Origin of the sequence: Sporolactobacillus vineae DSM 21990 = SL153, assembly GCF_000377985.1 — a bacterium.
Lineage (GTDB): Bacteria > Bacillota > Bacilli > Bacillales > Sporolactobacillaceae > Sporolactobacillus > Sporolactobacillus vineae.
The window spans coordinates 1-22,923 of the sequence record NZ_KB899051.1 but is presented as its reverse complement, the minus strand read 5'-3'; the positions used below and the strand labels follow the sequence as shown (position 1 = coordinate 22,923).

At 49.8% G+C, this 22,923-nt stretch carries 21 protein-coding genes, 8 tRNA genes, 1 rRNA gene and 2 other annotated features; all 30 genes read right to left on the bottom strand.

From position 1 onward, the window contains the following. Positions 1-24: 24 nt before the first annotated feature. The 30 genes from rpoB to rrf all read right to left on the bottom strand — a co-directional run bounded on the left by rpoB (position 25) and on the right by rrf (position 22,771). Positions 25-3,546: a DNA-directed RNA polymerase subunit beta gene (gene rpoB, locus D889_RS0111110; RefSeq protein ID WP_026039105.1), complete on the bottom strand. Its 3,522-nt coding sequence runs from the start codon at positions 3,544-3,546 to the stop codon at positions 25-27. Between the two features lie 167 nt (positions 3,547-3,713). After that, complete coding sequence (locus tag D889_RS0111105) at positions 3,714-4,310, bottom strand: class I SAM-dependent methyltransferase (RefSeq protein WP_010632256.1); 597 nt, start codon at positions 4,308-4,310, stop codon at positions 3,714-3,716. Between the two features lie 122 nt (positions 4,311-4,432). Further along, positions 4,433-4,795 (bottom strand): 50S ribosomal protein L7/L12, encoded by a 363-nt coding sequence (gene rplL / locus D889_RS0111100; protein WP_010632255.1) that lies wholly within the window; start codon positions 4,793-4,795, stop codon positions 4,433-4,435. 60 nt (positions 4,796-4,855) lie between these two features. Then, positions 4,856-5,362: a 50S ribosomal protein L10 gene (rplJ, locus tag D889_RS0111095; protein WP_010632254.1), complete on the bottom strand. Its 507-nt coding sequence runs from the start codon at positions 5,360-5,362 to the stop codon at positions 4,856-4,858. Between the two features lie 59 nt (positions 5,363-5,421). Then, positions 5,422-5,573 (bottom strand) — a sequence feature (ribosomal protein L10 leader region). 75 nt (positions 5,574-5,648) lie between these two features. Further along, positions 5,649-6,341 carry a 50S ribosomal protein L1 gene (rplA, locus tag D889_RS0111090; RefSeq protein ID WP_010632253.1) on the bottom strand — a complete coding sequence of 231 codons (693 nt, stop codon included), beginning with the start codon at positions 6,339-6,341 and terminating at the stop codon, positions 5,649-5,651. Positions 6,342-6,442: 101 nt separating this feature from the next. Next, complete coding sequence (gene rplK / locus D889_RS0111085; RefSeq protein ID WP_010632252.1) at positions 6,443-6,868, bottom strand: 50S ribosomal protein L11; 426 nt, start codon at positions 6,866-6,868, stop codon at positions 6,443-6,445. Positions 6,869-7,040: 172 nt separating this feature from the next. Beyond that, entirely contained in the window at positions 7,041-7,577 is a 537-nt protein-coding gene (gene nusG, locus D889_RS0111080) for a transcription termination/antitermination protein NusG (RefSeq protein ID WP_010632251.1), read from the bottom strand. A 36-nt stretch (positions 7,578-7,613) separates the two neighbouring features. Next, the gene (secE, locus tag D889_RS0111075) at positions 7,614-7,811 is read right to left on the bottom strand and encodes a preprotein translocase subunit SecE (RefSeq protein WP_010632250.1); all 198 of its coding nucleotides are present in this window, start codon (positions 7,809-7,811) and stop codon (positions 7,614-7,616) included. A gap of 191 nt (positions 7,812-8,002) precedes the next feature. Then, on the bottom strand, positions 8,003-8,659 hold the full coding sequence (gene sigH / locus D889_RS0111070) for an RNA polymerase sporulation sigma factor SigH (protein ID WP_428834903.1): 657 nt from the start codon (positions 8,657-8,659) through the stop codon (positions 8,003-8,005). A gap of 67 nt (positions 8,660-8,726) precedes the next feature. After that, entirely contained in the window at positions 8,727-9,242 is a 516-nt protein-coding gene (locus tag D889_RS0111065; protein ID WP_010632248.1) for an NYN domain-containing protein, read from the bottom strand. Between the two features lie 13 nt (positions 9,243-9,255). Continuing rightward, a complete protein-coding gene (rlmB, locus tag D889_RS0111060; protein ID WP_010632247.1) occupies positions 9,256-9,990 on the bottom strand; it encodes a 23S rRNA (guanosine(2251)-2'-O)-methyltransferase RlmB in 735 nt (244 codons plus the stop codon). Then, positions 9,987-10,409, bottom strand: coding sequence for a Mini-ribonuclease 3 (locus D889_RS0111055; protein WP_010632246.1), 423 nt, complete (start codon positions 10,407-10,409; stop codon positions 9,987-9,989). Before D889_RS0111055 ends, rlmB begins: the two co-directional genes overlap by 4 nt. Then, complete coding sequence (cysS, locus tag D889_RS0111050) at positions 10,406-11,806, bottom strand: cysteine--tRNA ligase (RefSeq protein WP_010632245.1); 1,401 nt, start codon at positions 11,804-11,806, stop codon at positions 10,406-10,408. Before cysS ends, D889_RS0111055 begins: the two co-directional genes overlap by 4 nt. Before the next feature lie 5 nt (positions 11,807-11,811). Then, positions 11,812-12,465 carry a serine O-acetyltransferase EpsC gene (epsC, locus tag D889_RS0111045; RefSeq protein WP_010632244.1) on the bottom strand — a complete coding sequence of 218 codons (654 nt, stop codon included), beginning with the start codon at positions 12,463-12,465 and terminating at the stop codon, positions 11,812-11,814. Between the two features lie 107 nt (positions 12,466-12,572). Then, positions 12,573-12,795: a binding site (T-box leader), on the bottom strand. A 76-nt stretch (positions 12,796-12,871) separates the two neighbouring features. Next, positions 12,872-14,353 (bottom strand): glutamate--tRNA ligase, encoded by a 1,482-nt coding sequence (gltX, locus tag D889_RS0111040; protein ID WP_026039102.1) that lies wholly within the window; start codon positions 14,351-14,353, stop codon positions 12,872-12,874. Positions 14,354-14,476: 123 nt separating this feature from the next. Then, positions 14,477-14,956, bottom strand: a complete 480-nt coding sequence (gene ispF, locus D889_RS0111035) for a 2-C-methyl-D-erythritol 2,4-cyclodiphosphate synthase (protein WP_010632242.1) — start codon at positions 14,954-14,956, stop codon at positions 14,477-14,479. Further along, on the bottom strand, positions 14,934-15,656 hold the full coding sequence (ispD, locus tag D889_RS0111030) for a 2-C-methyl-D-erythritol 4-phosphate cytidylyltransferase (protein ID WP_193379228.1): 723 nt from the start codon (positions 15,654-15,656) through the stop codon (positions 14,934-14,936). The genes ispF and ispD overlap by 23 nt, the downstream gene beginning before the upstream one ends. Positions 15,657-15,710: 54 nt before the next feature. Next, positions 15,711-16,817, bottom strand: coding sequence for a PIN/TRAM domain-containing protein (locus D889_RS0111025; RefSeq protein WP_010632240.1), 1,107 nt, complete (start codon positions 16,815-16,817; stop codon positions 15,711-15,713). Between the two features lie 120 nt (positions 16,818-16,937). Then, entirely contained in the window at positions 16,938-18,347 is a 1,410-nt protein-coding gene (radA, locus tag D889_RS14970; protein ID WP_193379227.1) for a DNA repair protein RadA, read from the bottom strand. A 152-nt stretch (positions 18,348-18,499) separates the two neighbouring features. Beyond that, on the bottom strand, positions 18,500-20,947 hold the full coding sequence (gene clpC / locus D889_RS0111015) for an ATP-dependent protease ATP-binding subunit ClpC (protein ID WP_010632238.1): 2,448 nt from the start codon (positions 20,945-20,947) through the stop codon (positions 18,500-18,502). Positions 20,948-21,220: 273 nt separating this feature from the next. Further along, positions 21,221-21,679 (bottom strand): CtsR family transcriptional regulator, encoded by a 459-nt coding sequence (locus D889_RS0111010; protein WP_010632237.1) that lies wholly within the window; start codon positions 21,677-21,679, stop codon positions 21,221-21,223. Between the two features lie 252 nt (positions 21,680-21,931). Beyond that, positions 21,932-22,004, bottom strand: a tRNA-Ala gene (locus D889_RS0111005). Between the two features lie 11 nt (positions 22,005-22,015). Then, a tRNA-Pro gene (locus D889_RS0111000) sits at positions 22,016-22,089 on the bottom strand. Positions 22,090-22,097: 8 nt separating this feature from the next. Then, positions 22,098-22,171: transfer RNA gene (locus D889_RS0110995), tRNA-Arg, on the bottom strand. 16 nt (positions 22,172-22,187) lie between these two features. After that, a tRNA-Leu gene (locus D889_RS0110990) sits at positions 22,188-22,276 on the bottom strand. A 14-nt stretch (positions 22,277-22,290) separates the two neighbouring features. Next, a tRNA-Gly gene (locus D889_RS0110985) sits at positions 22,291-22,365 on the bottom strand. 35 nt (positions 22,366-22,400) lie between these two features. After that, positions 22,401-22,475, bottom strand: a tRNA-Lys gene (locus D889_RS0110980). Positions 22,476-22,495: 20 nt separating this feature from the next. Next, positions 22,496-22,568, bottom strand: a tRNA-Thr gene (locus D889_RS0110975). Between the two features lie 7 nt (positions 22,569-22,575). Next, positions 22,576-22,648: transfer RNA gene (locus D889_RS0110970), tRNA-Val, on the bottom strand. A 6-nt stretch (positions 22,649-22,654) separates the two neighbouring features. Continuing rightward, a 5S ribosomal RNA gene (gene rrf, locus D889_RS0110965) occupies positions 22,655-22,771 on the bottom strand. Positions 22,772-22,923 lie beyond the last annotated feature (152 nt).

Genomic DNA, 22,923 nt, shown 5'->3' with positions numbered 1-22,923 from the left:
GATATGAGACTGATTCTGAATATCTCAAACTTGTACGTTCAGGTTGTCGTCCAATGTCTCTTCTTCATCTTCCAGTTCCTTGATGACGATCTCCTGCTTGTCGGCATCGAGAACTTTAACGTCCATGCCGAGACTCTGAAGTTCCTTGATCAAAACCTTGAAAGCTTCAGGCACTCCCGGATTCGGCAGATTCTCACCCTTGACAATCGCCTCATAGGTTTTGACACGGCCGACAACATCATCCGACTTGACCGTCAGGATTTCCTGCAGTGTATGTGCCGCGCCATATGCTTCAAGAGCCCAGACTTCCATTTCTCCGAAACGCTGGCCGCCAAATTGCGCTTTGCCGCCAAGCGGCTGCTGCGTAACCAGTGAGTAAGGTCCGGTGGAACGGGCATGAAGTTTGTCGTCAACCATGTGTGCCAGCTTAATCATATACATCACACCGACCGAAACACGGTTGTCAAAAGGCTCTCCGGTACGACCGTCATACAGAACCGTCTTGCCGTCCTTTGCCAGTCCGGCTTCTTCCAGGGTGCTCTCAACGTCCTCATCTGTGGCACCGTCAAAAACAGGTGTTGCAACATGAATGCCAAGTTCGCGGGCAGCCATGCCAAGATGAAGTTCAAGAACCTGACCGATATTCATTCGTGAAGGAACACCGAGTGGATTCAGCATAATGTCCAGCGGACGTCCGTTCGGCAGATACGGCATATCCTCTTCCGGCAGGATTTTGGAAATAACACCTTTGTTGCCGTGACGGCCGGACATCTTGTCGCCTTCATGAATTTTACGTTTCTGAACAATATACACACGAACCAGTTCATTAACGCCCGGCGGCAATTCATCGCCCGCCTCGCGAGTAAAGATCTTGACATCATGGACAATACCGCCGCCGCCATGCGGTACTTTCAGAGAGGTATCGCGAACCTCGCGGGCTTTCTCCCCGAATATAGCATGGAGCAGGCGCTCTTCGGCAGTCAGTTCCGTAACACCCTTTGGGGTGACCTTGCCGACCAGAATATCACCGTCGCGGACTTCCGCACCAATGCGGATAATGCCACGATCGTCAAGATTCTTTAATGCATCATCGCCGACATTAGGAATGTCACGGGTGATGTCTTCCGGTCCAAGTTTTGTATCACGTGCATCAGATTCATATTCTTCAATATGAATAGAGGTATAGACGTCATTCTTAACCAGTTTTTCACTCATGATCACGGCGTCTTCGTAGTTATAACCGTTCCAGGTCATAAATCCGACGAGCACGTTACGGCCGAGTGCAAGCTCGCCTTTATCCATCGACGGACCATCGGCAATGATCTCGCCTTTTTCAACAACCGTACCCTTCTCGACGATCGGCTTCTGATTGTAGCACATACCCTGGTTAGAGCGTTCAAATTTGGAAAGATGATAGGTCCGCTCATCGCCTTCAGTTTCTTTGCCATCTACTGTTTCAAGTGTACGAACCTTGATTTTATCCGCAGATACGTAAGTAACACGGCCGCGGGCCTTGGAACGGATCGCAGCGCCTGAATCCCGTGCGGAAACATATTCCATACCGGTACCGACAATCGGTGCTTCCGGTTTCAGAAGCGGTACAGCCTGGCGCTGCATGTTCGCACCCATAAGCGCACGGTTCGAGTCGTCGTTTGCCAGAAATGGAATGCATGCGGATGCCACAGAAACAACCTGCTTCGGCGATACATCCATATAGTCCACGCGATCCTTATGAACAACCAGGTTCTCACTACGGAAACGGGCAAGAATGTGATCGTCTCTGAAAGAACCGTCATCATTCAGCTTCGCATTTGCCTGAGCAACAACATAATTATCCTCTTCATCCGCAGTCAGATAGTCAATGTGTTCCGTAACCTTGCCGGTATCCGGATCAACACGGCGATACGGTGTTTCAATAAAACCATATTTGTTTACACGTGCATAGGAAGACAGTGAGTTAATCAGTCCGATGTTCGGTCCTTCAGGCGTTTCAATCGGGCACATACGTCCATAATGCGAATAGTGAACGTCACGGACTTCCATGCCGGCACGTTCACGTGTCAGACCGCCCGGTCCAAGGGCAGAGAGCCGGCGCTTGTGTGTCAGCTCTGCCAGAGGGTTGGTCTGATCCATGAACTGCGAGAGCTGTGAACTTCCGAAAAATTCTTTGATCGATGCAATGACCGGCCGGATATTAATCAGTGCCTGCGGCGTGATGCTGTTTGTATCCTGGATGGACATTCTTTCACGGATGACACGCTCCATCCGGGACAAACCGATGCGGAACTGGTTCTGCAGCAGTTCGCCGACAGAACGGAGACGACGGTTGCCCAGATGGTCGATATCATCAGTATCGCCGATACCGTGCATCAGATTGAAGAAATAATTAATGGATGACACAATATCTGCAGGCGTGATATGCTTGATCGCCGTGTCGATTTTGCAGTTGCCCATCACTTTGACGACTTTACCGCGGTCGTCTTCAAGCGGTGAATAAACGCTGATGGCCTGAACCCGAACCGTCTGGCCGGCAATGACACCGTCATGCGGTGTATATTCCGTATAGCCGATTTTCTTTTCGATGATCGGAAGCAGCCTGTCCAATGTCCGCCGGTCAAGCAGCGTCCCTTCATTGGCGACGATTTCACCCGTTTCCGGATCAATCAGTTTCTCTGCAAGGCGCTGATTAAACAGGCGGTTTTTAATGTCCAGCTTTTTATTCAATTTATAACGGCCGACATTTGCCGTGTCATAACGTTTCGGATCGAAAAAGCGTGCTTCAAGCAGACTCTTCGCATTTTCAACGGTCGGCGGTTCACCCGGGCGCAAGCGTTCATAAATTTCAACGAGTGCTTTGTCCGTGCTGTCTGTATTATCCTTTTCCATCGTGTTTCTGAGAAATTCGTCATCGCCGAGGAGATCAATAATCTCCTGATCCGTGCCAAATCCCAGGGAACGCAAAAGAACCGTAACCGGGACTTTCCTCGTACGGTCGATTCGCACATAGGCGACATCTTTGGCATCGGTTTCATATTCCAGCCATGCGCCCCGGTTCGGTATGACGGTCGCGCCGTATCCCGTTTTACCGTTCTTATCCACATGCTCATTGAAATAAACGCCTGGCGAACGGACCAGCTGGGAAACGATAACCCGTTCCGCACCGTTAATGATGAAAGTACCGGCTTCAGTCATCAGCGGGAAGTCGCCCATGAAGACTTCCTGTTCCTTGACTTCACCTGTTTCTTTATTTATAAGACGGACTTTGACGCGCAGCGGCGCAGCATAGGTCACATCGCGCGACTTTGCTTCGTCAACTGAGTACTTGGGCTCACCCAGACTGTAATCGACAAATTCCAGGATCAAATTCCCCGTGAAGTCTTCTACAGGTGAGATATCCTGGAACATTTCCCGGATTCCTTCATCAAGGAACCATTTGTAAGAGGCAGTCTGAATTTCAATAAGATTAGGGAGTTCCAGTACTTCTTTAATCCGAGCGTAGCTCCTGCGTTGGCGGTGGCGTCCGTATTGTACGAGTTGACCTGTCAACTAATTCACCCCTCAAATCATGCAGATTGAAAAACCGGCAAACTGAACAATTGAGCTTACCACAGTCAAAGATATTTAATTAAGTTTTCCCATAAAACAGGATAACTTATACCTAGAAATAGATCAATGTTAGCATTAAAACATAATATCATAGTCAAATTTTAATGTCAACGTTTTTTCATATGAAAGACATGATAGCCTTTTTTCCGTGCGGCTACAGTCACCTGGCCATAGATCTCACGAAGCAGCTTTAACGCGGACGGGGCACCCTGCTTTTTCTGAATCACAACCCACAGTTCGCCGCCTTCATCCAGATAGTTAACCGACTCTGAAAGAATGCGGCTGACAATTGCTTTTCCAGCCCGGATTGGCGGGTTTGTAACAATTGCAGCGTACTTTCCACGGATTTGTTCGTACAGATTCCCCTGGACCACTTCTGCGGCAACATGGTTTCTTCCGGCATTTTCATCGGCAAGCCGGACTGCCCGCTGATTGATATCGGTCATCACCATTTTGCGTGAAGGGAACGATGCGGCCAGTGCAATGCCAATCGGTCCGTACCCGCAGCCGATATCCAGCAGACTGCCCGAAATGTCGGGCTCAGTGAAGGTTTCGATTAAAAGCCGTGAGCCATAATCAATGCCGGCTTTTGAAAAAACACCGGCATCTGTGGTAAACAGAAACGTCTTCCCCCGCAATTCTGCAGTCAGCTGCTGAGGATGACTTTTCGCGTGAGGTTCTTCCGAAAAATAAAAATCGCTCATTTAGACCACCCCATGGTAAAGTAGAAGATTATTGTCCAAATCACGAACAGTGTCCGGCAGCCGGCGCTAAAAAACAAGGGGAAACAAAAAGGCCCGCGCAAGCGCGGGCCCATTGAACGAACTTATTTCAGTTCTACCTTTGCGCCAACCTCTTCAAGTTTGCCTTTGATTTCTTCAGCATCTTCTTTAGCAGCGCCTTCCTTGACAGCCTTAGGTGCGCCGTCAACCAATGCTTTTGCATCTTTCAGGCCAAGACCGGTGATTTCACGGACAACTTTGATAACCTTAATCTTCTGAGCACCGACTTCAGCAAGAACAACGTCGAATTCCGTCTTTTCTTCTTCTTTTGCAGCACCCGCACCGCCTGCAGCAACAACCTGAGCAGCAGCGCTGACACCAAATTCGTCTTCGATTGCCTTAACGAGATCGTTCAGTTCGAGAACGGACATCTCTTTAATAGCGCCAATGATATCTTCTTTAGTCATTGAATATAATCCTCCTTAGATTATCCTGTTTCTTTTTATTCCATGATCAGGCAGCCAAAGTCAGGCGCCTTCCTGTTCCTTCTTGTCGGCAACAGCTTTGACGCCAATCGCAAAATCGCGGATCGGTGCCTGCAGTACATTGGCCAGCATCGACAGCAGCGTCTCTCTTGAAGGCATTTCAGCCAGTGTCTTGATTTCATCCATTGAAACCGGCTTGCCTTCGATAAGGCCTGCTTTAATTTCCAGTGTCTCGTGATCCTTGGCAAAGTTATAAAGAACCTTGGCCGGAGCGATGACATCTTCTTTGCTGAACGAAATGGCGGTCGGTCCGGAGAAAACATCGTCCAGAGCCTCTGTGCCTGCAGCTTTGGAAGCGCGGCGGGCAAAAGTATTTTTATATACTTTGAAGTCAACATCAGCTTCCCGAAGCTGCTTGCGCAGTGCCGTTGCATCGGCTACCGGCAGTCCGCGGTAGTTAACGACAATTACCGCAGCACTTTCTTTCAGCTTTCCGGTAATCTCATCGACAACCTTTTTCTTTTCTGCAAGAATTTTTTCGTTACTCATTCAGTCGTACACCTCCCTGCAATGCATTCCGTATTCAGTCCGGTTTGTTCCATATGCCGGAGGGCTGATAAAAAGCCCTCATGCTGTGACAGCATGAGGGCTCGTTTTTTTTCAGCAAAAATATGCTTTCAGAAAAACTGTATCACCTCGGCCGGGAATCATTAAGCATCCTGGATGCCCCTGCTGTCTACGGTAAATAAATTTTCAATTCAATCCACAATGAGATATTATACGTGGCGACAGACCAGCTGTCAACACGTTATCCGCATCATTCTGATTTGACTGCTCAGCGTGCAACGGCTGTTGATACCTTAACACCAGGGCCCATCGTTGATGAGATGGCGATGTTCTTAAGGTATGTGCCCTTGGCTGCAGCCGGTTTCGCTTTGATCAGCGTATCCAGAAGTACTTTGAAGTTAGCGACAAGCTTATCGTCTTCAAAGGAGACCTTGCCGATCGGCACATGAACATTACCGTCTTTCTGAGCGCGGTATTCCACCTTGCCGGCCTTGATCTCTTTAACTGCTTTTTCGATATCAAAAGTAACTGTTCCGGTCTTCGGGTTCGGCATCAGGCCTTTTGGTCCAAGCACACGGCCGAGACGGCCAACCTGGGCCATCATGTCCGGAGTCGCAACGACAACGTCGAAATCAAACCATCCGCCGTTGATCTTGTCCACATACTCCTGTTCGCCGACATAATCCGCACCGGCTGCTTCAGCTTCCTTGGCCTTATCGCCCTTGGCAAAGACAAGAACGCGCTGCGTTTTGCCTGTACCATTCGGCAGAACGACCGCGCCGCGGACCTGCTGGTCGTTTTTGCGCGTATCGACGCCGAGCCGGAAAGCAACATCTACAGATTCATCAAAGCCTGCAGCAGCGACTTTCTTGACGAGAGCAACAGCTTCATCAATGCTGTATACTTTGGTCCGGTCGACCGCCTTTACTGCTTCGAGATACTTCTTTCCTCTTTTAGCCATTTAAAATCCTCCTTTGTGGTTCAAACGGTTTGCATTGACCTCCCACCGATCATACATTGCCTGATAGGCACTTGACGCGCGAAAACGGATGAATCGTAAGATCAGTCTTCGACGACGATGCCCATGCTGCGCGCGGTTCCTTCAACCATGCGCATTGCGGATTCAACATCTGATGCATTCAGATCAGGCATCTTCAGTTCCGCAATCGCCCGCACTTTGTCGCGCTTGATCGTTGCGACTTTCTGCGTATTCGGCGTGCCGGAACCGGATTTAATGCCGGTTTCCTTCTTCAGAAGTACAGCAGCCGGCGGCGTCTTTGTGATAAATGTGAAGGAACGGTCTTCGAACACCGTGATCTCAACCGGAATGATCATACCCGGCTGATCTGAAGTGCGCGCGTTGAATTCCTTGCAAAAACCCATAATGTTAACGCCCGCCTGGCCCAGTGCAGGACCTACCGGCGGAGCCGGATTTGCTTTGCCTGCAGGAATTTGCAGTTTGACTAACTTAATAACCTTTTTTGCCATGAGAGCACCTCCCTGAAACAGTTTGTGGTACGGGATCGTTCCCTCCCACTCATTCAAAACTCTATGGCCGATTCGTTTGTTCATGCAAATGATGGTGAGATCGGTTCAACTCATACAAACATTAAAATTATACACGGGTCCCGCGTATATTGCAAGATGTGAAAGGGAACCTTTAATCCAGCTTCTTGACCTGATCAAAGTCCAGTTCCACCGGCGTTTCTCTGCCAAACATATTCACATGTACTTTCAGCTTGCCTTTTTCCTGATCGATGCTTTCAACACTGCCGACAAAATCGGCAAATGGGCCTTCTTTGACTTTAACCTGTTCCTTGATAGAAAAATCTGCATCCACCGTCCGCTCTTTAAGACCCATCTGTTTCAGAATCGTATCGACTTCTTCAGGGAGCAGCGGGATCGGCTTGGATCCTGCTCCGGTCGAGCCGACGAATCCGGTGACGCCGGGTGTATTGCGGACCACATACCAGGAGTCGTCGGTCATAATCATTTCAGTGAGTACATAACCTGGGAAGACCTTTTTCATCGCCGTCTTCTTCTGGCCGTTTTTGATCTCCGTCTCTTCTTCCATCGGCACCAGTACGCGGAAAATCTTGTCGGCCATGCCCATCGATTCGACTCTTTTTTCCAGATTCGTTTTTACTTTGTTTTCATAACCCGAGTATGTGTGAACAACATACCAGTTCTTCTCCATAACTTTCTTCCTCCAAATGACCGGCAAGTCCGGACATTATTGTTTTGTAATCAGATGAAGCAGCTGCGAGACACCCAGATCGATCAGAACAAAGAAGACCGTCAGAAAGACCACGGTGATTACTACGGTGATTGTATATTTAACCAGTTCGTTACGTGTCGGCCAGGTTACTTTCTTCGTCTCGGTAACAATATCCCGGAAAAATTTTCCGGTCCCTTTAACGATATCAGCCATGTTTCCTTAATACCTCCCGCCCTCTGGGGCTATATTGTTTCGGACCGCGGGCCTGTCCTTTGTAACCGGCTGCCCGCATAAAAGTTTACGACAGTAAAAAGAAAGGCGACGGTCCGCCTCTCTTTTTTAATTCAGACTATTTAACATTAACTTATCACACGGCCCATACTGTGTCAATCAGTCCCGAGCTGTTAAACACTGAGTTCCTTAATCTGCAGATAGTGTTCCAGTTTCCGCTTCACACGTTGCAGGGCATTGTCAATGGACTTGACGTGCCGCTTTAAATCCGCAGAAATCTCCTGATATGAGCGGCCGTCCAGATACTGGTCAAGAACATTCCGTTCCAGCCTGCTCAGTACCTTTGACAGCTTTTCTTCAATATCATCATATTCTTCACGGCTGATCACCAGCTGCTCCGGATCCGATGAGTGGGATTCCCCGACAACATCAAGGAGTGTCCGTTCCGATTCCTCATCGTAAATCGGCTTGTCCAGTGAAACATAAGAATTGAGCGGGATATGTTTCTGGCGCGTTGCCGTCTTTACCGCGGTGATCATCTGACGGGTTACACATAATTCTGCAAACGCTTTAAAAGAAGCCGGCTTTTCAATGTTGTAATCCCGAATGGCCTTATAAAGGCCGATCATGCCTTCCTGAACAATATCCTCACGTTCCGCGCCGACGAGAAAATATGATTTGGCTCGTGAACGGACAAAATTTCGATATTTGAAGATGAGAAACTCCAGTGCATCAAGGTTACCGTCATGAGCAACCTTCAGAATCTTTTCGTCATCAAGTGAACAGAACATTGCAGCCTCAGATTTGACCGGATTGTAACTCATCTTCATTCCCCCCGTGCTCGATGATGTCTTATAAAAAAGTATACCGTATGCAAATTCGAACAGTCAAGAATATTCAAAAACCTCTGCGCATTTTTTCAAGTTTCTCCCGTGTTGCCTCGTCCATCGGGATCTTTATCCCTTTGTTGCTCTTGTGCTGATGCATCGTCGTGGTGGCATCGCCGATTTCCCGGTCAATCCGTTTGATTTCATCGATCAGCTCCCGTGACGGCTTTCTAAGTGCTCCCTGGGAAAATACCGCCCACTGCTCAGCCATGTCGGACGTCGCCACATGAATTCGTGTTTTCACGTTCTTGAGTTTCCGGATCAGACCTTCAATTTTCTGATCGGCTTTCTCACTTTTCTTTGTATAAATGACTTCGATGTTGGATTTTCTTGTCTTGATCTCTTGTCCGGGAATCAGATAAGCATCAAAGATAACGATGACCCGCCACCCGGTTACTGCCTGATATTCAGCCATCTTGTCAATCAGATAGTCTCTGGCATTTTCAAATTCCTTTTGCTTCAGAGACTTAAGATTCGACCACGCCCCAATCACGTTATATCCGTCAACAATCAGTATGTCGTTCATCGCACTCACCTCTTTATCCCTGATTCCTTTTCCGAAACACTTCGTACATAAGAAGGCCTGCAGCAACCGATGCATTCAGCGATGTCACTTTCCCGGCCATCGGAATCCGGATCAGATAGTCACATTTCTTACGGACCAGCCGCGACATGCCCGCTCCTTCATTGCCGATGACCAGACAGACCGGCATCGAGTAATCCGCAGTGCCGTAATCTTCACTGCCGTCTGCTGCGGTTCCGGCAAACCATACACCTTTTTTCTTCAGCGCATCCATGGTATTTGCCAGATTGGCTACGCGGGCAACCGGTACATACTCGATCGCCCCGGTAGAGGCTTTAGCAACCACAGATGTCAGACCGACGGAGTGCTGTTTCGGAATGATGATGCCGTGACACCCGGTCGCATCCGCTGTCCTGAGGACCGAGCCTAAATTGTGAGGATCCTCGATGCCGTCCAGCATCAGGAAAAACGGCGGCTCATGGCGCTGCTGCGCCAGAGCGAACAGATCGGTTATTTCCGCATAACGATAGGCAGCAACCGAAGCGACGACGCCCTGATGATTGGATGTTCTGGAAAGCTGATCAAGTTTCTGCTTCGGCACAAATTGCATGGCAATACCATGCGTCTTGATCAGATCCAGAAGTTCCCCGAGCCCCCTGCCGTCCTTATTCATCCATACTTTATTGATCCCGCGGCCGGAGCGAATTGCTTCTGAAACCGGATGGCGGCCGACAATCCATTCATCACTCATTGATTGCGTCTCCCTTCCGCCGGGTGCAAGGCAAACATTCTCTTCATGATTTCATCAATTCGCTTTTTCCGGCCGGCAAAATGAAGATAACCGATCAGTGCCTCAAAACCGGTACTAAAATTATACGTCTGGACATCCGTATTTTTAGGGACTGTATGCGGTTTAACATTCCGTCCCTTGCGCACAATATCCTGCTCCTGATCCGTGAGAAAGCCGGCGGCCGTCAGTTCATGAAGGAAGGCAGACTGCGCCTTTGCCGAAACGTAACTGATCGTCTGTTCGTGGAGCCGGTGTATTTTCGCCTTACTGGCTGCGATCACCGCTTCACGCACATAAGTTTCAATAATTGCATCACCCATAAAAGCCAGTGTCAGGCTGCCGAGCAGTTCGGGGTCGACGCGTTTCTGATCCAGTATCATTCCTGATCCCGCCTCCAGCGTACGCCTTGAACGGTGTCTTCCAGAACAATCCCTTTACTCTTAAGCTCACCGCGAATCTGGTCGGCAAGCGCAAATTGTTTCTGGTTGCGCGCCTGCTCGCGCTTCTTAATCAGATCCTCAATCTCACTATCCAATATACTTGTTTCATGGCTCTCAAGTTTCAGGCCCAGAACGCCGGACAGTTCCAGCAAAACATTCAGATAGCCGGCAAGCTGTCCCGGCTCCGCATTCGTCTGCTGCAGGGCAATATTCGCATCTTTAACGATGTCGAAAAGCACAGCAATCGCGTTTGCCGTATTAAAGTCGTCATCCATCGCCGAAATGAAGTCCTGACGGTAGTGGTCCCCTTTTTCCTGAAAGGCACTGTCGTCAACATCTCGGTCACCAACGCGTTCACGAAGATTAAACGCTGCTGTTTTCAGGCGTCCGAAGGCCTGCACCGCATCATTCAGCAGTTCATCACTGAAATTGATCGGATGCCGGTACTGAACCGTCAGAATGAAAAAGCGAATAACCTGAGGATCATATTTCTGGATCAGATCGTGAACCAGGATCACATTGCCGATGGATTTGGACATTTTTTCATTGTTAATCTGGATATGTCCGTTATGCAGCCAATAGTGGGCCATGGTTTTATGATGCAATGCTTCAGACTGGGCAATTTCATTCTCATGATGCGGGAAAACCAGATCCGTACCGCCGGCGTGAATATCAATCGTATCGCCAAGATATTTCTCAACCATCGCCGAGCATTCAATATGCCAGCCGGGGCGTCCTTCACCCCACGGGCTTTTCCATTTGATTTCGCCAGGTTTTGCCGCCTTCCACAGGGCAAAGTCCAGCGGGTCCTCCTTGTTTTCGCCAATCTCAATCCGTGCTCCGGATTTCAGATCGTCAACAGACTGGTGAGAGAGCTTGCCATAATCCTGGAATTTTCTCGTCCGGAAATAGACATCCCCGTGAACCGGATAGGCGTAGCCGGTCTCAACCAGTCTGCCGATAAAAGCGATGATTTCCGGCATCGTTTCTGTGGCCCGCGGATTAACCGTTGCCTTCTTTACATTCAGCGCGCGAATATCGCTGAGAAATGCTTTGATGAACTGATCCGCAATCTGCGGTACAGGAATGTGGCGTTCCTTTGACGCATTGATCAGCCGGTCATCGACGTCCGTAAAGTTCGAAACGTAGTTGACTTCGTAGCCTCTGTACTCAAAGTAGCGCCGGACCGTATCAAAAACCACCACCGGCCGGGCATTGCCTATATGAATATAGTTGTAAACAGTCGGCCCGCAGACGTACATGCGTACTTTGCCTTTTTCAATCGGAACAAACGTTTCTTTCTTCCTTGTCATTGTGTTAAATACTCTAAGAACCAAAATGATCACTCCTTCTCTTCAGATAGCTCAAGGTCTTGTACTGCTTTTTTCAGCCGGTTGATTTCGGACTCGAGTTTCTCAATTTTATCGGCGACAGGATCCGGCAGGTCGGCGTGATCCAGATCATGATGATGCACTTTCTGGCCATGCTGCCGGACGACGCGGCCAGGGATGCCCACGACTGTGGAATCGGCGGGAACATCCCGAAGGACAACCGATCCGGCCCCGATCTTGGAATGATCGCCGATATTAATGGATCCGAGGACACGTGCTCCGGCTGAAATCAAGACATCGTTTCCGATGGTCGGGTGCCTTTTCCCTTTTTCTTTCCCTGTTCCGCCCAGTGTTACACCCTGGAAAAGGGTAACATCATCGCCGATTTCACAAGTTTCGCCGATTACAATACCCATACCGTGATCCATGAAAAAACGCCTGCCGATCTGAGCACCGGGATGAATTTCAATACCGGTAAGAAATCGTGAAAATTGCGAGAGTGCCCGGGCGAAAAAGTACAGCTTCTTTTTCCACAGCCAGTGCGCAACCCGATGTGCCCAGATTGCGTGAAGGCCGGAATACGTCATGATCACTTCAAACTTGCTGCGAGCTGCGGGATCCTGGTCAAAGACATTATTCAGATCCTCACGAATGAGATTCCGCACTGCAGATGCACCTCTTTTTTCTAGTTGGCTGCAAACAGATATCTGTTTTGCTCCGCACCTGTTTTCATACAGGAAAATATACTAAAGGACGCCTCTGTGCCTGTAAACACAAAGACGCCCCCTGGACGCGGTTCCACTTTGTTTGGAAAGTATTCGCTTTCCCGCTCAACACCGGTAACGGCGGCAACCGTCATCGCCTACTGATGAATTCAGCGATAAAACTCCGAGGAGCAATTCGTGAATTTGCCTTCCAGGGCGGCTCTCAGCTTATCATCCGTCCTCTCTGTTCCGGAACGACCAATCCCTACTTAACCTCTTCAACATCTTCTCCTATTCAGCTGTCTCATAGCCTATGCTCACAGTCAGGCCGCCGTGACCGGTCGTTTTTCACCGGACGGCAGCTCTGTCAGACAGCCGTCTGCTTATCGAGATAGGTCTCCATCCGTTTCAACACCAGATCACGGCCCAGCAGTTCAAGCGCTTCCGGAAGCTCCGGTCCGTGCTGCGAACCGGTTGCGACAACCCGCATCGGCATGTACAATTTCCAGCCGCGTTGTTTCGTTTCCTTCTGTACGGTCTTAATTACCGGTGCAATGGCTTCTGCTGTCCATTCAGTCAGACCTTTGAGTTCACGGTTAAATGCAGAAATCACATCATTAACCTGATCGCCGGCCAGAATCTTTTTCTCATCCTTGGTCAGAGCCTGGTTTTCAATGTTCTTGTTAAAGAACATATCGCTGATCTTCACGATTTCTTCGCCATAGTGCAGCTGTTCCTGATAGAGCAGAACGACACGTGTCGCCCACGATTTCTGCGCCTCCGTCATGTCGGCCGGCAGCAGTCCGGCGTCGATCAGATACGGAAGCGTGAAGCGGACGTATGCATCTTTAGGCATTTTCTTAATATACTGCCCGTTCATCCACTCCAGCTTTGACTTGTCGAACATTGCCGGCGACTTGCTCAGCCGGTTCGCATCAAACATTTTGATGAACTCGTTCATGGAGAAGATCTCTTCTTCTCCCTTTGGAGACCAGCCGAGCAGCGTGATAAAGTTAAACAGTGCTTCTGGAAGGAAGCCCATGTTCTTATACTGCTCGATGAACTGGACGATACTGTGGTCGCGCTTGCTCAGCTTCTTATGATTTTCATTGACAATCAGCGTCATATGCCCGTACACCGGCGGCTTCCACCCGAAAGCCTGGAACAGCATAATCTGTTTCGGTGTGTTCGATATGTGTTCTTCACCGCGCAGCACATGGGTCATCTTCATCAGATGATCATCAATCACGACCGCAAAGTTATAGGTCGGTACGCCGTTCTGTTTGACAATAACAAAATCACTGACATCATTTGATTGAAACGAGACATGCCCTTTGACGATATCATCAAATTCAACCGCCTGGTCAGAAGGGATCCGGAACCGGATCGTCGGTTTCCTTCCTTCAGCCTCGTATTTTGCAATCTGTTCCTGAGTCAGATTACGGCACTTTCCTGAATAGTGCGGTGTCTGACCGTGAGCCATCTGATCTTCGCGTTCCGCCTTCAGTTCGTCTTCGGTGCAATAGCACTTGTAGGCGAGCCCTTTATCCAGAAGCTCCTGCCAGTACTTTTTATAAATATCCAGACGCTCCATCTGCCGATAGGGGCCGTATGGTCCGCCGACATCGACGCTTTCGTCCCAGTCGAGGCCCAGCCACTTCAGATACTTCAGCTGGCTTTCTTCGCCGCCTTCAACATTTCGCTTCTGGTCGGTATCCTCAATCCGGATGATAAACTTCCCGCCCGCGTGGCGAGCGAAAAGATAGTTAAATATCGCGGTACGCGCGTTGCCTATATGCAGAAAGCCGGTCGGACTCGGTGCATAGCGTACCCTTACTTCTTCTGCCACCATATTCACCACTTTCCAGTTATTCTTTTTTATTTTAACACGGATGAACGTTCAGGTATCATCTTTTTCATCTTTTTCCGGGCGTTCTGTGTCGATTCTGGTTGTTCCGGAGTCAGAAAGTGCTTATTTCGGATTCTCTTCGAGCAGGCATACTGCTTCGGCAGCAATGCCTTCGCCCCGCCCGGTAAAACCGAGTCGCTCCGTCGTTGTCGCCTTCACATTGATCCGGTCCCGATCCGTTTCCAGGACGGAAGCAATGGCCTCCCGCATCGCTTCAATATACGAGGCAAGTTTCGGCTTCTGAGCAATGACCACGCAATCGACGTTACTGATCCTGTAACCTTTTTTCCGGATAATCTGGCGGACCGTCTCAAGCAATTCCCGTGAGTCAGCGTCCTTAAACCGGCTGTCGCTGTCCGGAAAATGCCTGCCGATATCGCCTTCACCGGCTGCGCCGAGAAGTGCATCACTGACAGCATGGAGCAGGACGTCTGCATCGGAATGCCCCGCAAGCCCCTGAACATAGGGGATCGTCACGCCGCCGATAATTAATTTCCGGTGATCGGCAAACTGATGGACATCAAATCCGTGACCTACGCGCATGTTCAGTCTCCTCTTCTTCGATAAACTTTTCGGCAATCATCATGTCTTCAGGACTGGTCAGTTTAATGTTCCGGTAGCTCCCTTTGACAAGGGTAACCGGTACACCAAGATGTTCCGCCAGTGAAGCATCATCAGTCGCCTGGTACTGGTCTTTACGGCCCTGATCATGAGCCCTCAGAATCACTGAAAGACGAAAAGCCTGCGGGGTTTGCGCCGCCCACAGGGTTTTCCGCTCCAGTGTTTTGTCCACATGATTTCCCCGGGCCTGCTTAATCGTATCCTTGACGGGTACGGCTAGCAGGGCCGCACCCTGACCGTCAGCCGCCTCGGCAACTGCCGCAATCCGGTCCTGTCCGATAAAGGGACGCGCACCGTCATGGATCAGGATCACGGAATTTTGCCCGGCACCTTGTGCTTCCAGTACATTCAGACCGTTTCGGACACTCTCCTGCCGTTCCGGCCCGCCTGTTGCAAAAGCCATGATTTTATTTATTTCAAATGTATCAGTCAGCTTACGGAACTGGGGAATTTCATTTTTCCGAACAACCAGAACGATCCCGCCGCATGCGGGATCGTTTTCAAAGACTTGCAGCGTGCGGATAATCACCGGAACGCCTTTCAACAACAGGAGCACCTTGTTCCTGTCTGCGCCCATGCGCGTTCCCCGGCCGGCTGCCACAACGACGACATAATAACTTATCACAGATCATTCCTCCGCATGCGATACAACGTGCCGGTTAAACTTCAGTCCGGCTTACAACGCTTTTTCAAGCAGTTTCGGCTTGGCAAAGATCATCCGGCCGGCAGAAGTCTGAAGCACACTCGTAATAATGACATCAATGGTTTTGCCGATAAAACGATGGCCTTCTTCGACGACAATCATCGTGCCGTCATCCAGATAGCCGACACCCTGATTCTGTTCCTTGCCGTCTTTGATCACCTGAACCTGCAGTTCTTCACCGGGCAGTACGACCGGTTTGACCGCATTCGCCAGATCGTTGATGTTCAGGACGCGGACACCCTGAAACTCACAGACCTTATTCAGATTAAAATCATTGGTCACTACGATACCGCCAATCTGTTTCGCCAGCCGGACAAGTTTGCTGTCGACTTCCGTGATATCGTCGTAATCGCCTTCATAAAGATCGACATCGATCGAATGGTCTTTCTGGATTTTATTTAGAATATCCAGCCCGCGTCGGCCCCGATTTCTCTTCAGCACGTCGGATGAATCGGCGATATGCTGCAATTCCTCCAGAACAAAGTGGGGGATCACCATCGTACCTTCAAGAAATCCAGTCTGACAGATGTCCGCAATACGGCCGTCAATAATCACGCTCGTATCAAAAATTTTATAGGGTGCATAGCTGCTTTTCTTTCCAGTCTCAATTTTTGTATCCCTTTTTCTGTCTCTGGAGCGCGTCGGCAGATGAAACAGACTGATCAGTTCATCCTTTTTCCTGAAGCCGATCTGAAAGAAAAAGTACCCCAGCAGGATATAGATGAAGATCGGAAGGACATTGCTGATCCCCGGAATATGAAGCCCGGACAGCGGGAGCTGGATCAGAAAGGAAATCACAAGACCGAATACCAGACCGATCGTGCCGAAGACAACATCGGTAACCGGGGCATTGATGATTCTCTCTTCAAAAGTTTTAATAAAATTGACTAATGAGTCCACGAACCAGAAAGTCAGAAGTGTAAAAATCACCGCACCGATTACCATGCCTGTAAAGGAAGAATGGATCCAGCCCGGAATGTTACTTCCGAAATTCAGCAGTTTCACAATTATCGGAATGTAGACAAAACCGAGTGTACCTCCAAGTAAGATAAAGAATAGCTGAACGCCTCTTTTTAACACATTGATCACCTCCTCAGACATTATTGACAAATTAGCAGATTCGAAACACAAACTGTTTTAAAAAAAGAAAGGGATATTTTAGAAGTGTACCCTCTCAATAATACGCAGCGGACCGACCGGTTACGTCGCATCAGGGTTATAAAATTCCGATCCTGACGGAATTCTTTCTTCCTCACCAAAGGCCAGCCGCATCACCTCCGCAAGGGAAGAGACGCCAATAAGATGCATCCCGTCAGGGTGACTCCATCCTTCCAGATTCCTTTTGGGAATAAATGCGCGTGTAAACCCGAGTTTAAAAGACTCTTTCACCCGCTGTTCGATCCGGGAAACGCCTCTGATCTCACCTGTCAGACCGACTTCTCCGATGAATACATCTGTTGCCGCTGTCGGACGGTTGCTGAAACTGGATGCAATACTGATCACGGTAGCAAGATCAGTGGCCGGTTCATCAAGCTTGATCCCGCCGGCAACATTGACATACGCATCCTGATTCTGCAGCAGCAGTCCTGCCCGCTTCTCAAGAACAGCCATGAGCAATGCCACTCTGTGGTCGTCCATCCCGGTGGCCATGCGGCGCGGATTGCCGAAGCTGGTGGGAGACACCAGTGCCTGGACTTCGACCAGCACCGGCCGTGTCCCCTCCATCGCCGCAACAATTGCCGAACCCGATGCACCTCTGGCTCTCTCCTGAAGGAACATTTCAGAGGGATTGGTCACCTCGACGAGTCCGGATTCTTTCATTTCAAACACACCCATTTCATTCGTCGATCCGAACCTGTTTTTTACAGCTCTCAGAATGCGGAATGTGTGATGGCGTTCGCCTTCGAAATACAGCACGGTGTCCACCATATGTTCCAGCGTCCGCGGTCCGGCTAATGCCCCGTTTTTGGTCACATGTCCGACGATAAATATGGCAATGCCTTCCGTTTTGGCAATTCGCAGCAGGTGGCCGGTGCATTCCCTGACTTGTGAGATGCTGCCCGGAGCGGACGACATTTCCGAATCATAAATGGTCTGAATGGAGTCAATGACCATGATCTCCGGGCCGACCGATTGCAAATGCTGCTCAATCTGCTGGATGTCCGTTTCCGCCAGCACATATAGTTTATCAGAAGAGACGTTCAGGCGGTCTGCCCTCATCTTTGTTTGACGGACCGACTCCTCTCCTGAAATATAAAAGACTTTGCGTCCGGTCTTTCCCAGCCGGTCCGAAACCTGAAGCAGCAGGGTTGATTTCCCGATGCCCGGATCGCCGCCGACCAGTGTCAGCGAGGCAGGTACGACCCCGCCGCCCATCACCCGGTCAAACTCGGGAAAACCGGTCACCATTCTCGGCTCCTTACCAAGCTGTACATGATTCAGCAGTGCCGGCTTGTTCTCCTGCTTCGCCGGGGCGGCTCCGGATAATGACGGACGGACGGTTTCCTCCACCATTGTGTTCCACTTCTGGCAGCCGGGACAGCGTCCCATCCACTTGGGACTTTCATAACCGCATTCCTGACAAATAAATACCGTTTTTACCTTCGCCAATTTCATCCACCTGTTCATCATCTGAAATTAACCTGACAACGCCGGATCACCAGGATAAATTATGTCTTTCCGGTAAAGAAAAAAGCCAAGGCGATAAGCAAACTTTGGCTTTCTCCCTGGTTCAGTGATCAGACTTCGAAGCTGTCGCCATTTCAGGCTTTGGCAACGGCTTCTTCATTTTTTCTGACGACATAATCACCATCTGCATAATCAATGATGACCTGCGTTCCCTTTTCAATATTGCCCTTAAGCAATTCTTCGGAGAGTTTATCTTCAACACGCCTCTGAAGCGCCCGGCGCAGCGGTCTTGCACCATACTCAGGATCATATCCTTCTTCGACAATCTGAGCTTTGGCCTTGTCTGTGATATCGATGACAATGCCCTGACTGGACAGCCGGTGTTTCAGATGTCCGGCGAGCAGCGTCACAATCTGCATCAGCTGCGGCTTGGTCAGTTCATGGAAGACGATGATTTCATCGATTCGGTTCAGGAATTCCGGACGGAACGCACGCTTCAGCTCGCCCATCACCTTATCCTTCATTTCCTTGTATTCATGATTTTCACCGCCAACCGTGAATCCGACGTACTTATTCCGTTTCAACTCACTGGCGCCGACATTGGAGGTCATGATGATCGCTGTGTTCCTGAAATCGACGGTCCTGCCTTTAGAGTCGGTAAGACGCCCGTCATCGAGCACCTGGAGCAGAATATTAAAGACATCCGGATGCGCCTTCTCAATTTCATCGAAAAGAATCACGGAATATGGTTTCTGACGTACCTTTTCAGTCAGCTGACCGCCTTCCTCATGACCGACGTAGCCTGGGGGTGAACCAACCAGACGCGAAGTTGTGTGCTTCTCCATATATTCGGACATATCAATGCGAATGATTGCCTCTTCGTCACCAAAGAGGGTCTCGGCAACGGCACGGGCCAGTTCCGTCTTACCGACACCGGTCGGTCCAAGGAATATGAACGAGCCGATCGGCCGCTTCGGATCTTTCAGCCCGGCACGGGCACGACGAACGGCGTGTGAAATTGCCCTGATCGCCTCATCCTGGCCGATCACCCGTTTATGCAGGATGTCTTCCATATGGAGCAGACGCTCGCTCTCTTTCTGTTCCAGCCGGACAACCGGTATTCCTGTCCAGTTGGCAACAACCTGGGCAACATCGTCTGCAAGAACCTGGGTATTCTCCTTACCCTGTTTCTCTTTCCATTCTTTTTCGCAGACGTCTACCTGTTCCTTCAGCTTCTGTTCGCTGTCGCGAAGCGATGCGGCCTTCTCAAACTCCTGGCTCTGTACTGCAGCATCCTTCTCTTTCTTCACTGTTTCCAGCTTCTGCTCCAGCTCCTTGAGATCCGGCGGAGCCGTATAGGAGCGCAGGCGAACTTTTGAGGATGCCTCATCCATCAGATCGATGGCTTTATCAGGAAGGAAACGATCGGAAATATAACGGTCGGACAGGTTCACTGCCGCTTCAACCGCTGCATCGGTGATCTTCACCCTGTGATGAGCCTCATAGCGGTCACGCAGCCCTTTCAGGATCAGAACGGACTCCTCTTTGGTCGGCTCCTTCACCTTGATCGGCTGGAAGCGCCGCTCCAGTGCCGCATCTTTTTCAATATATTTGCGATATTCATCAAGCGTTGTCGCGCCGATACACTGCAGTTCCCCGCGTGACAGAGATGGCTTCAGGATATTCGATGCATCAATTGCACCCTCTGCCCCGCCGGCACCGATCAGTGTGTGAAGTTCGTCAATGAATAGAATGATGTTTCCCGCCTGACGTATTTCATCCATCACTTTTTTCAGTCGGTCTTCAAATTCACCACGATACTTGGTACCGGCAACGACAGTCCCCATATCGAGCGTCATGACACGTTTGTCCCGCAGAATCTCCGGCACTTCATTATTGACAATCTCCTGTGCCAAGCCTTCTGCAACGGCCGTTTTCCCGACTCCAGGTTCGCCGATCAGTACCGGGTTGTTCTTCGTCCGGCGACTCAGCACTTCAATCACACGTTCAATCTCTTTGCTGCGCCCGATTACAGGATCAAGGCCCCCCTCACCGGCCATAGCTGTCAGATCACGGGCCAGACTGTCAAGCGTCGGCGTACTGGCATGCGCTGACGCCCTTCCCTGAGCACCGCCTGCCGTTGCTTCATGACTCCCCAGAAGCTGCAGCACCTGCTGTCTTGCTTTATTCAGGCTGACGCCGAGGTTGTTCAGTACTCTTGCAGCTACACCTTCGCCTTCACGAATCAGGCCGAGCAAAATATGTTCCGTACCGACGTAAGAGTGCCCGATCTTCCTTGCTTCATCCATTGACAATTCAATGACTCTCTTTGCCCTTGGCGTATAATGCGGGTTCTGAACGGTTTCGCTCCCCCGTCCGATCAGCGCCTCAACTTCCTTCTGAATCTTTTCCGGACTCAGATTAAGTGCCAGCAGCGCCTTCGCGGCAATGCCGTCACCTTCACGGACAAGGCCAAGCAAAATATGTTCCGTACCGATATTGTTATGGCCAAGCCTTATGGCTTCTTCCTGCGAAAGTGCAAGTACTTTCTGAGCACGTTCCGTAAACCGTCCAAACATCATAATGGTGGCCTCCCTTTGCTGCTTTATCTGTTGCTTCAGGCCTTTCAGATAACCGTGACTTTTGTTCACCGTCTGACTGCAAATATAACCGGCCCATCGTCCATCATCTTTGGATTCCAGCCTATAGATACAAGAAGACCCTATGCAGCATCAATTCTTCTTGTTCTGTCTATTGTAGAGAACCTTCTGAAAATGTTCAACTCTTTATCACTGAATAACACACTATAATCATTCGCCGCTAATCAGTAAAATTCCTTTAATTCCCGGATTAATTCATCTTGTATAGGTCAGTGACTGCAACATTGCTTTTAAAATATTCGCGCGCATCTCGTCTCTTGCAGGGACATCTGCCTCAATTACGCCACGGTCGATCGCACTGAGCATCAGCCTTGCTTCACGTTCATTGATAACTTCTTCTTCGAGAAGATGTACGATGATCGAATCCGCCATATTTTCTGAAACCTGGTAGTCGATCAAATGGATCATTTCATCAATCAGATCGGCATCGGTTACCGGCTGGACCTTCACAACCCTGATATACCCGCCGCCGCCCCTCTTACTTTCGACAACATAACCCCGTTCAATAGAAAAGCGTGTTTTCAGCACGTAATTAATTTGTGAAGGCACGCATTGAAATTTTTCGGCTAGTTCGTTACGTTTTAATCGGATCGTGTCGCTTGAATTAAGTATCTCCTTGATATACTTTTCGATTACATCTGATATGTTCCTCATCGGGGTATCATCTCCCTGACTTTGACTAACTTTGACTAAATTAATTATGACTGGTTTTTGGAGAAAATTCAAGCATCGGTACAGATATATCCCCCCGGATCCGGAAATATCACCGGATCCTCCTGGGCCTGAAAACAGCGATGTGTGCTAAAAAGATGACGTTCCCGTTCTACAGACGGAAACGTCATCAGTCAGTCATGTGCCCTCAGCTTTCGGTAGTCTGTCCGGAAAATCTGAGTGCTGATAAAATTATGGAGCCTAGGAGGATCGAACTCCTGACCTCCTGCGTGCAAAGCAGGCGCTCTCCCAGCTGAGCTAAGGCCCCAAAACAAAAAGTCGGGAAGACAGGATTTGAACCTGCGACCCCCACGTCCCGAACGTGGTGCTCTACCAAGCTGAGCCACTTCCCGATAATACATGCGCCATGAGGAAGTCGAATCCCCAACCTTCTGATCCGTAGTCAGACGCTCTATCCAATTGAGCTAATGGCGCAAAAAGACAGAATAAGTGGTGCCGAGGGCCGGACTCGAACCGGCACGGCAGTCACCTGCCGCAGGATTTTAAGTCCTGTGCGTCTGCCAATTTCGCCACCCCGGCGCAATAAATCAAAATGGAGCGGAAGACGGGATTCGAACCCGCGACCCCCACCATGGCAAGGTGATGTTCTACCACTGAACTACTTCCGCATATTGTAAAGATTCATTACACCATAAATATCAAATGGTGAGCCGCGAGGGATTTGAACCCTCGACCCTCTGATTAAAAGTCAGATGCTCTACCCCTGAGCTAGCGGCTCATACCTCTGTAATAGAGGGATGCCGGTCAGAGGACTTGAACCCCCAACCTACTGATTACGATTCAGTTGCTCTACCAATTGAGCTAGACCGGCATAAAAATGGAGGATATAGGGCTCGAACCTATGACCCTCTGCTTGTAAGGCAGACGCTCTCCCAGCTGAGCTAATCCTCCACAATTGCCTGGCAGTGACCTACTCTCACAGGGGGACAGCCCCCCACTACCATCGGCGCCGAAGAGCTTAACGGCCGTGTTCGGGATGGGAACGGGTGTGACCTCTTCGCTATAACCGCCAGACGTAAACCCGGCCTGGACCGAGCCTTCAAAACCGGTAACGAATGTTTTGCCATGTCTTCCTGATCTGATCCTTAACCCTTCCGGGTTAAGCCCTCGGCCGATTAGTATCTGTCCGCTTCACGCGTCACCGCGCTTCCACTCCAGACCTATCC

Bases quoted from the DNA above. Each gene is read 5' to 3' on its own strand.
- D889_RS0111105 (WP_010632256.1), bottom strand. From the start codon at position 4,310: ATGAGCGATTTTTATTTTTCGGAAGAACCTCACGCGAAAAGTCATCCT.
- rplL (WP_010632255.1), bottom strand. From the start codon at position 4,795: ATGACTAAAGAAGATATCATTGGCGCTATTAAAGAGATGTCCGTTCTC.
- rplJ (WP_010632254.1), bottom strand. From the start codon at position 5,362: ATGAGTAACGAAAAAATTCTTGCAGAAAAGAAAAAGGTTGTCGATGAG.
- rplA (WP_010632253.1), bottom strand. From the start codon at position 6,341: ATGGCTAAAAGAGGAAAGAAGTATCTCGAAGCAGTAAAGGCGGTCGAC.
- rplK (WP_010632252.1), bottom strand. From the start codon at position 6,868: ATGGCAAAAAAGGTTATTAAGTTAGTCAAACTGCAAATTCCTGCAGGC.
- nusG (WP_010632251.1), bottom strand. From the start codon at position 7,577: ATGGAGAAGAACTGGTATGTTGTTCACACATACTCGGGTTATGAAAAC.
- secE (WP_010632250.1), bottom strand. From the start codon at position 7,811: ATGGCTGATATCGTTAAAGGGACCGGAAAATTTTTCCGGGATATTGTT.
- sigH (WP_428834903.1), bottom strand. From the start codon at position 8,659: ATGAAGATGAGTTACAATCCGGTCAAATCTGAGGCTGCAATGTTCTGT.
- D889_RS0111065 (WP_010632248.1), bottom strand. From the start codon at position 9,242: ATGAACGACATACTGATTGTTGACGGATATAACGTGATTGGGGCGTGG.
- rlmB (WP_010632247.1), bottom strand. From the start codon at position 9,990: ATGAGTGATGAATGGATTGTCGGCCGCCATCCGGTTTCAGAAGCAATT.
- D889_RS0111055 (WP_010632246.1), bottom strand. From the start codon at position 10,409: ATGATACTGGATCAGAAACGCGTCGACCCCGAACTGCTCGGCAGCCTG.
- ispF (WP_010632242.1), bottom strand. From the start codon at position 14,956: ATGCGCGTAGGTCACGGATTTGATGTCCATCAGTTTGCCGATCACCGG.
- clpC (WP_010632238.1), bottom strand. From the start codon at position 20,947: ATGATGTTTGGACGGTTTACGGAACGTGCTCAGAAAGTACTTGCACTT.
- D889_RS0111010 (WP_010632237.1), bottom strand. From the start codon at position 21,679: ATGAGGAACATATCAGATGTAATCGAAAAGTATATCAAGGAGATACTT.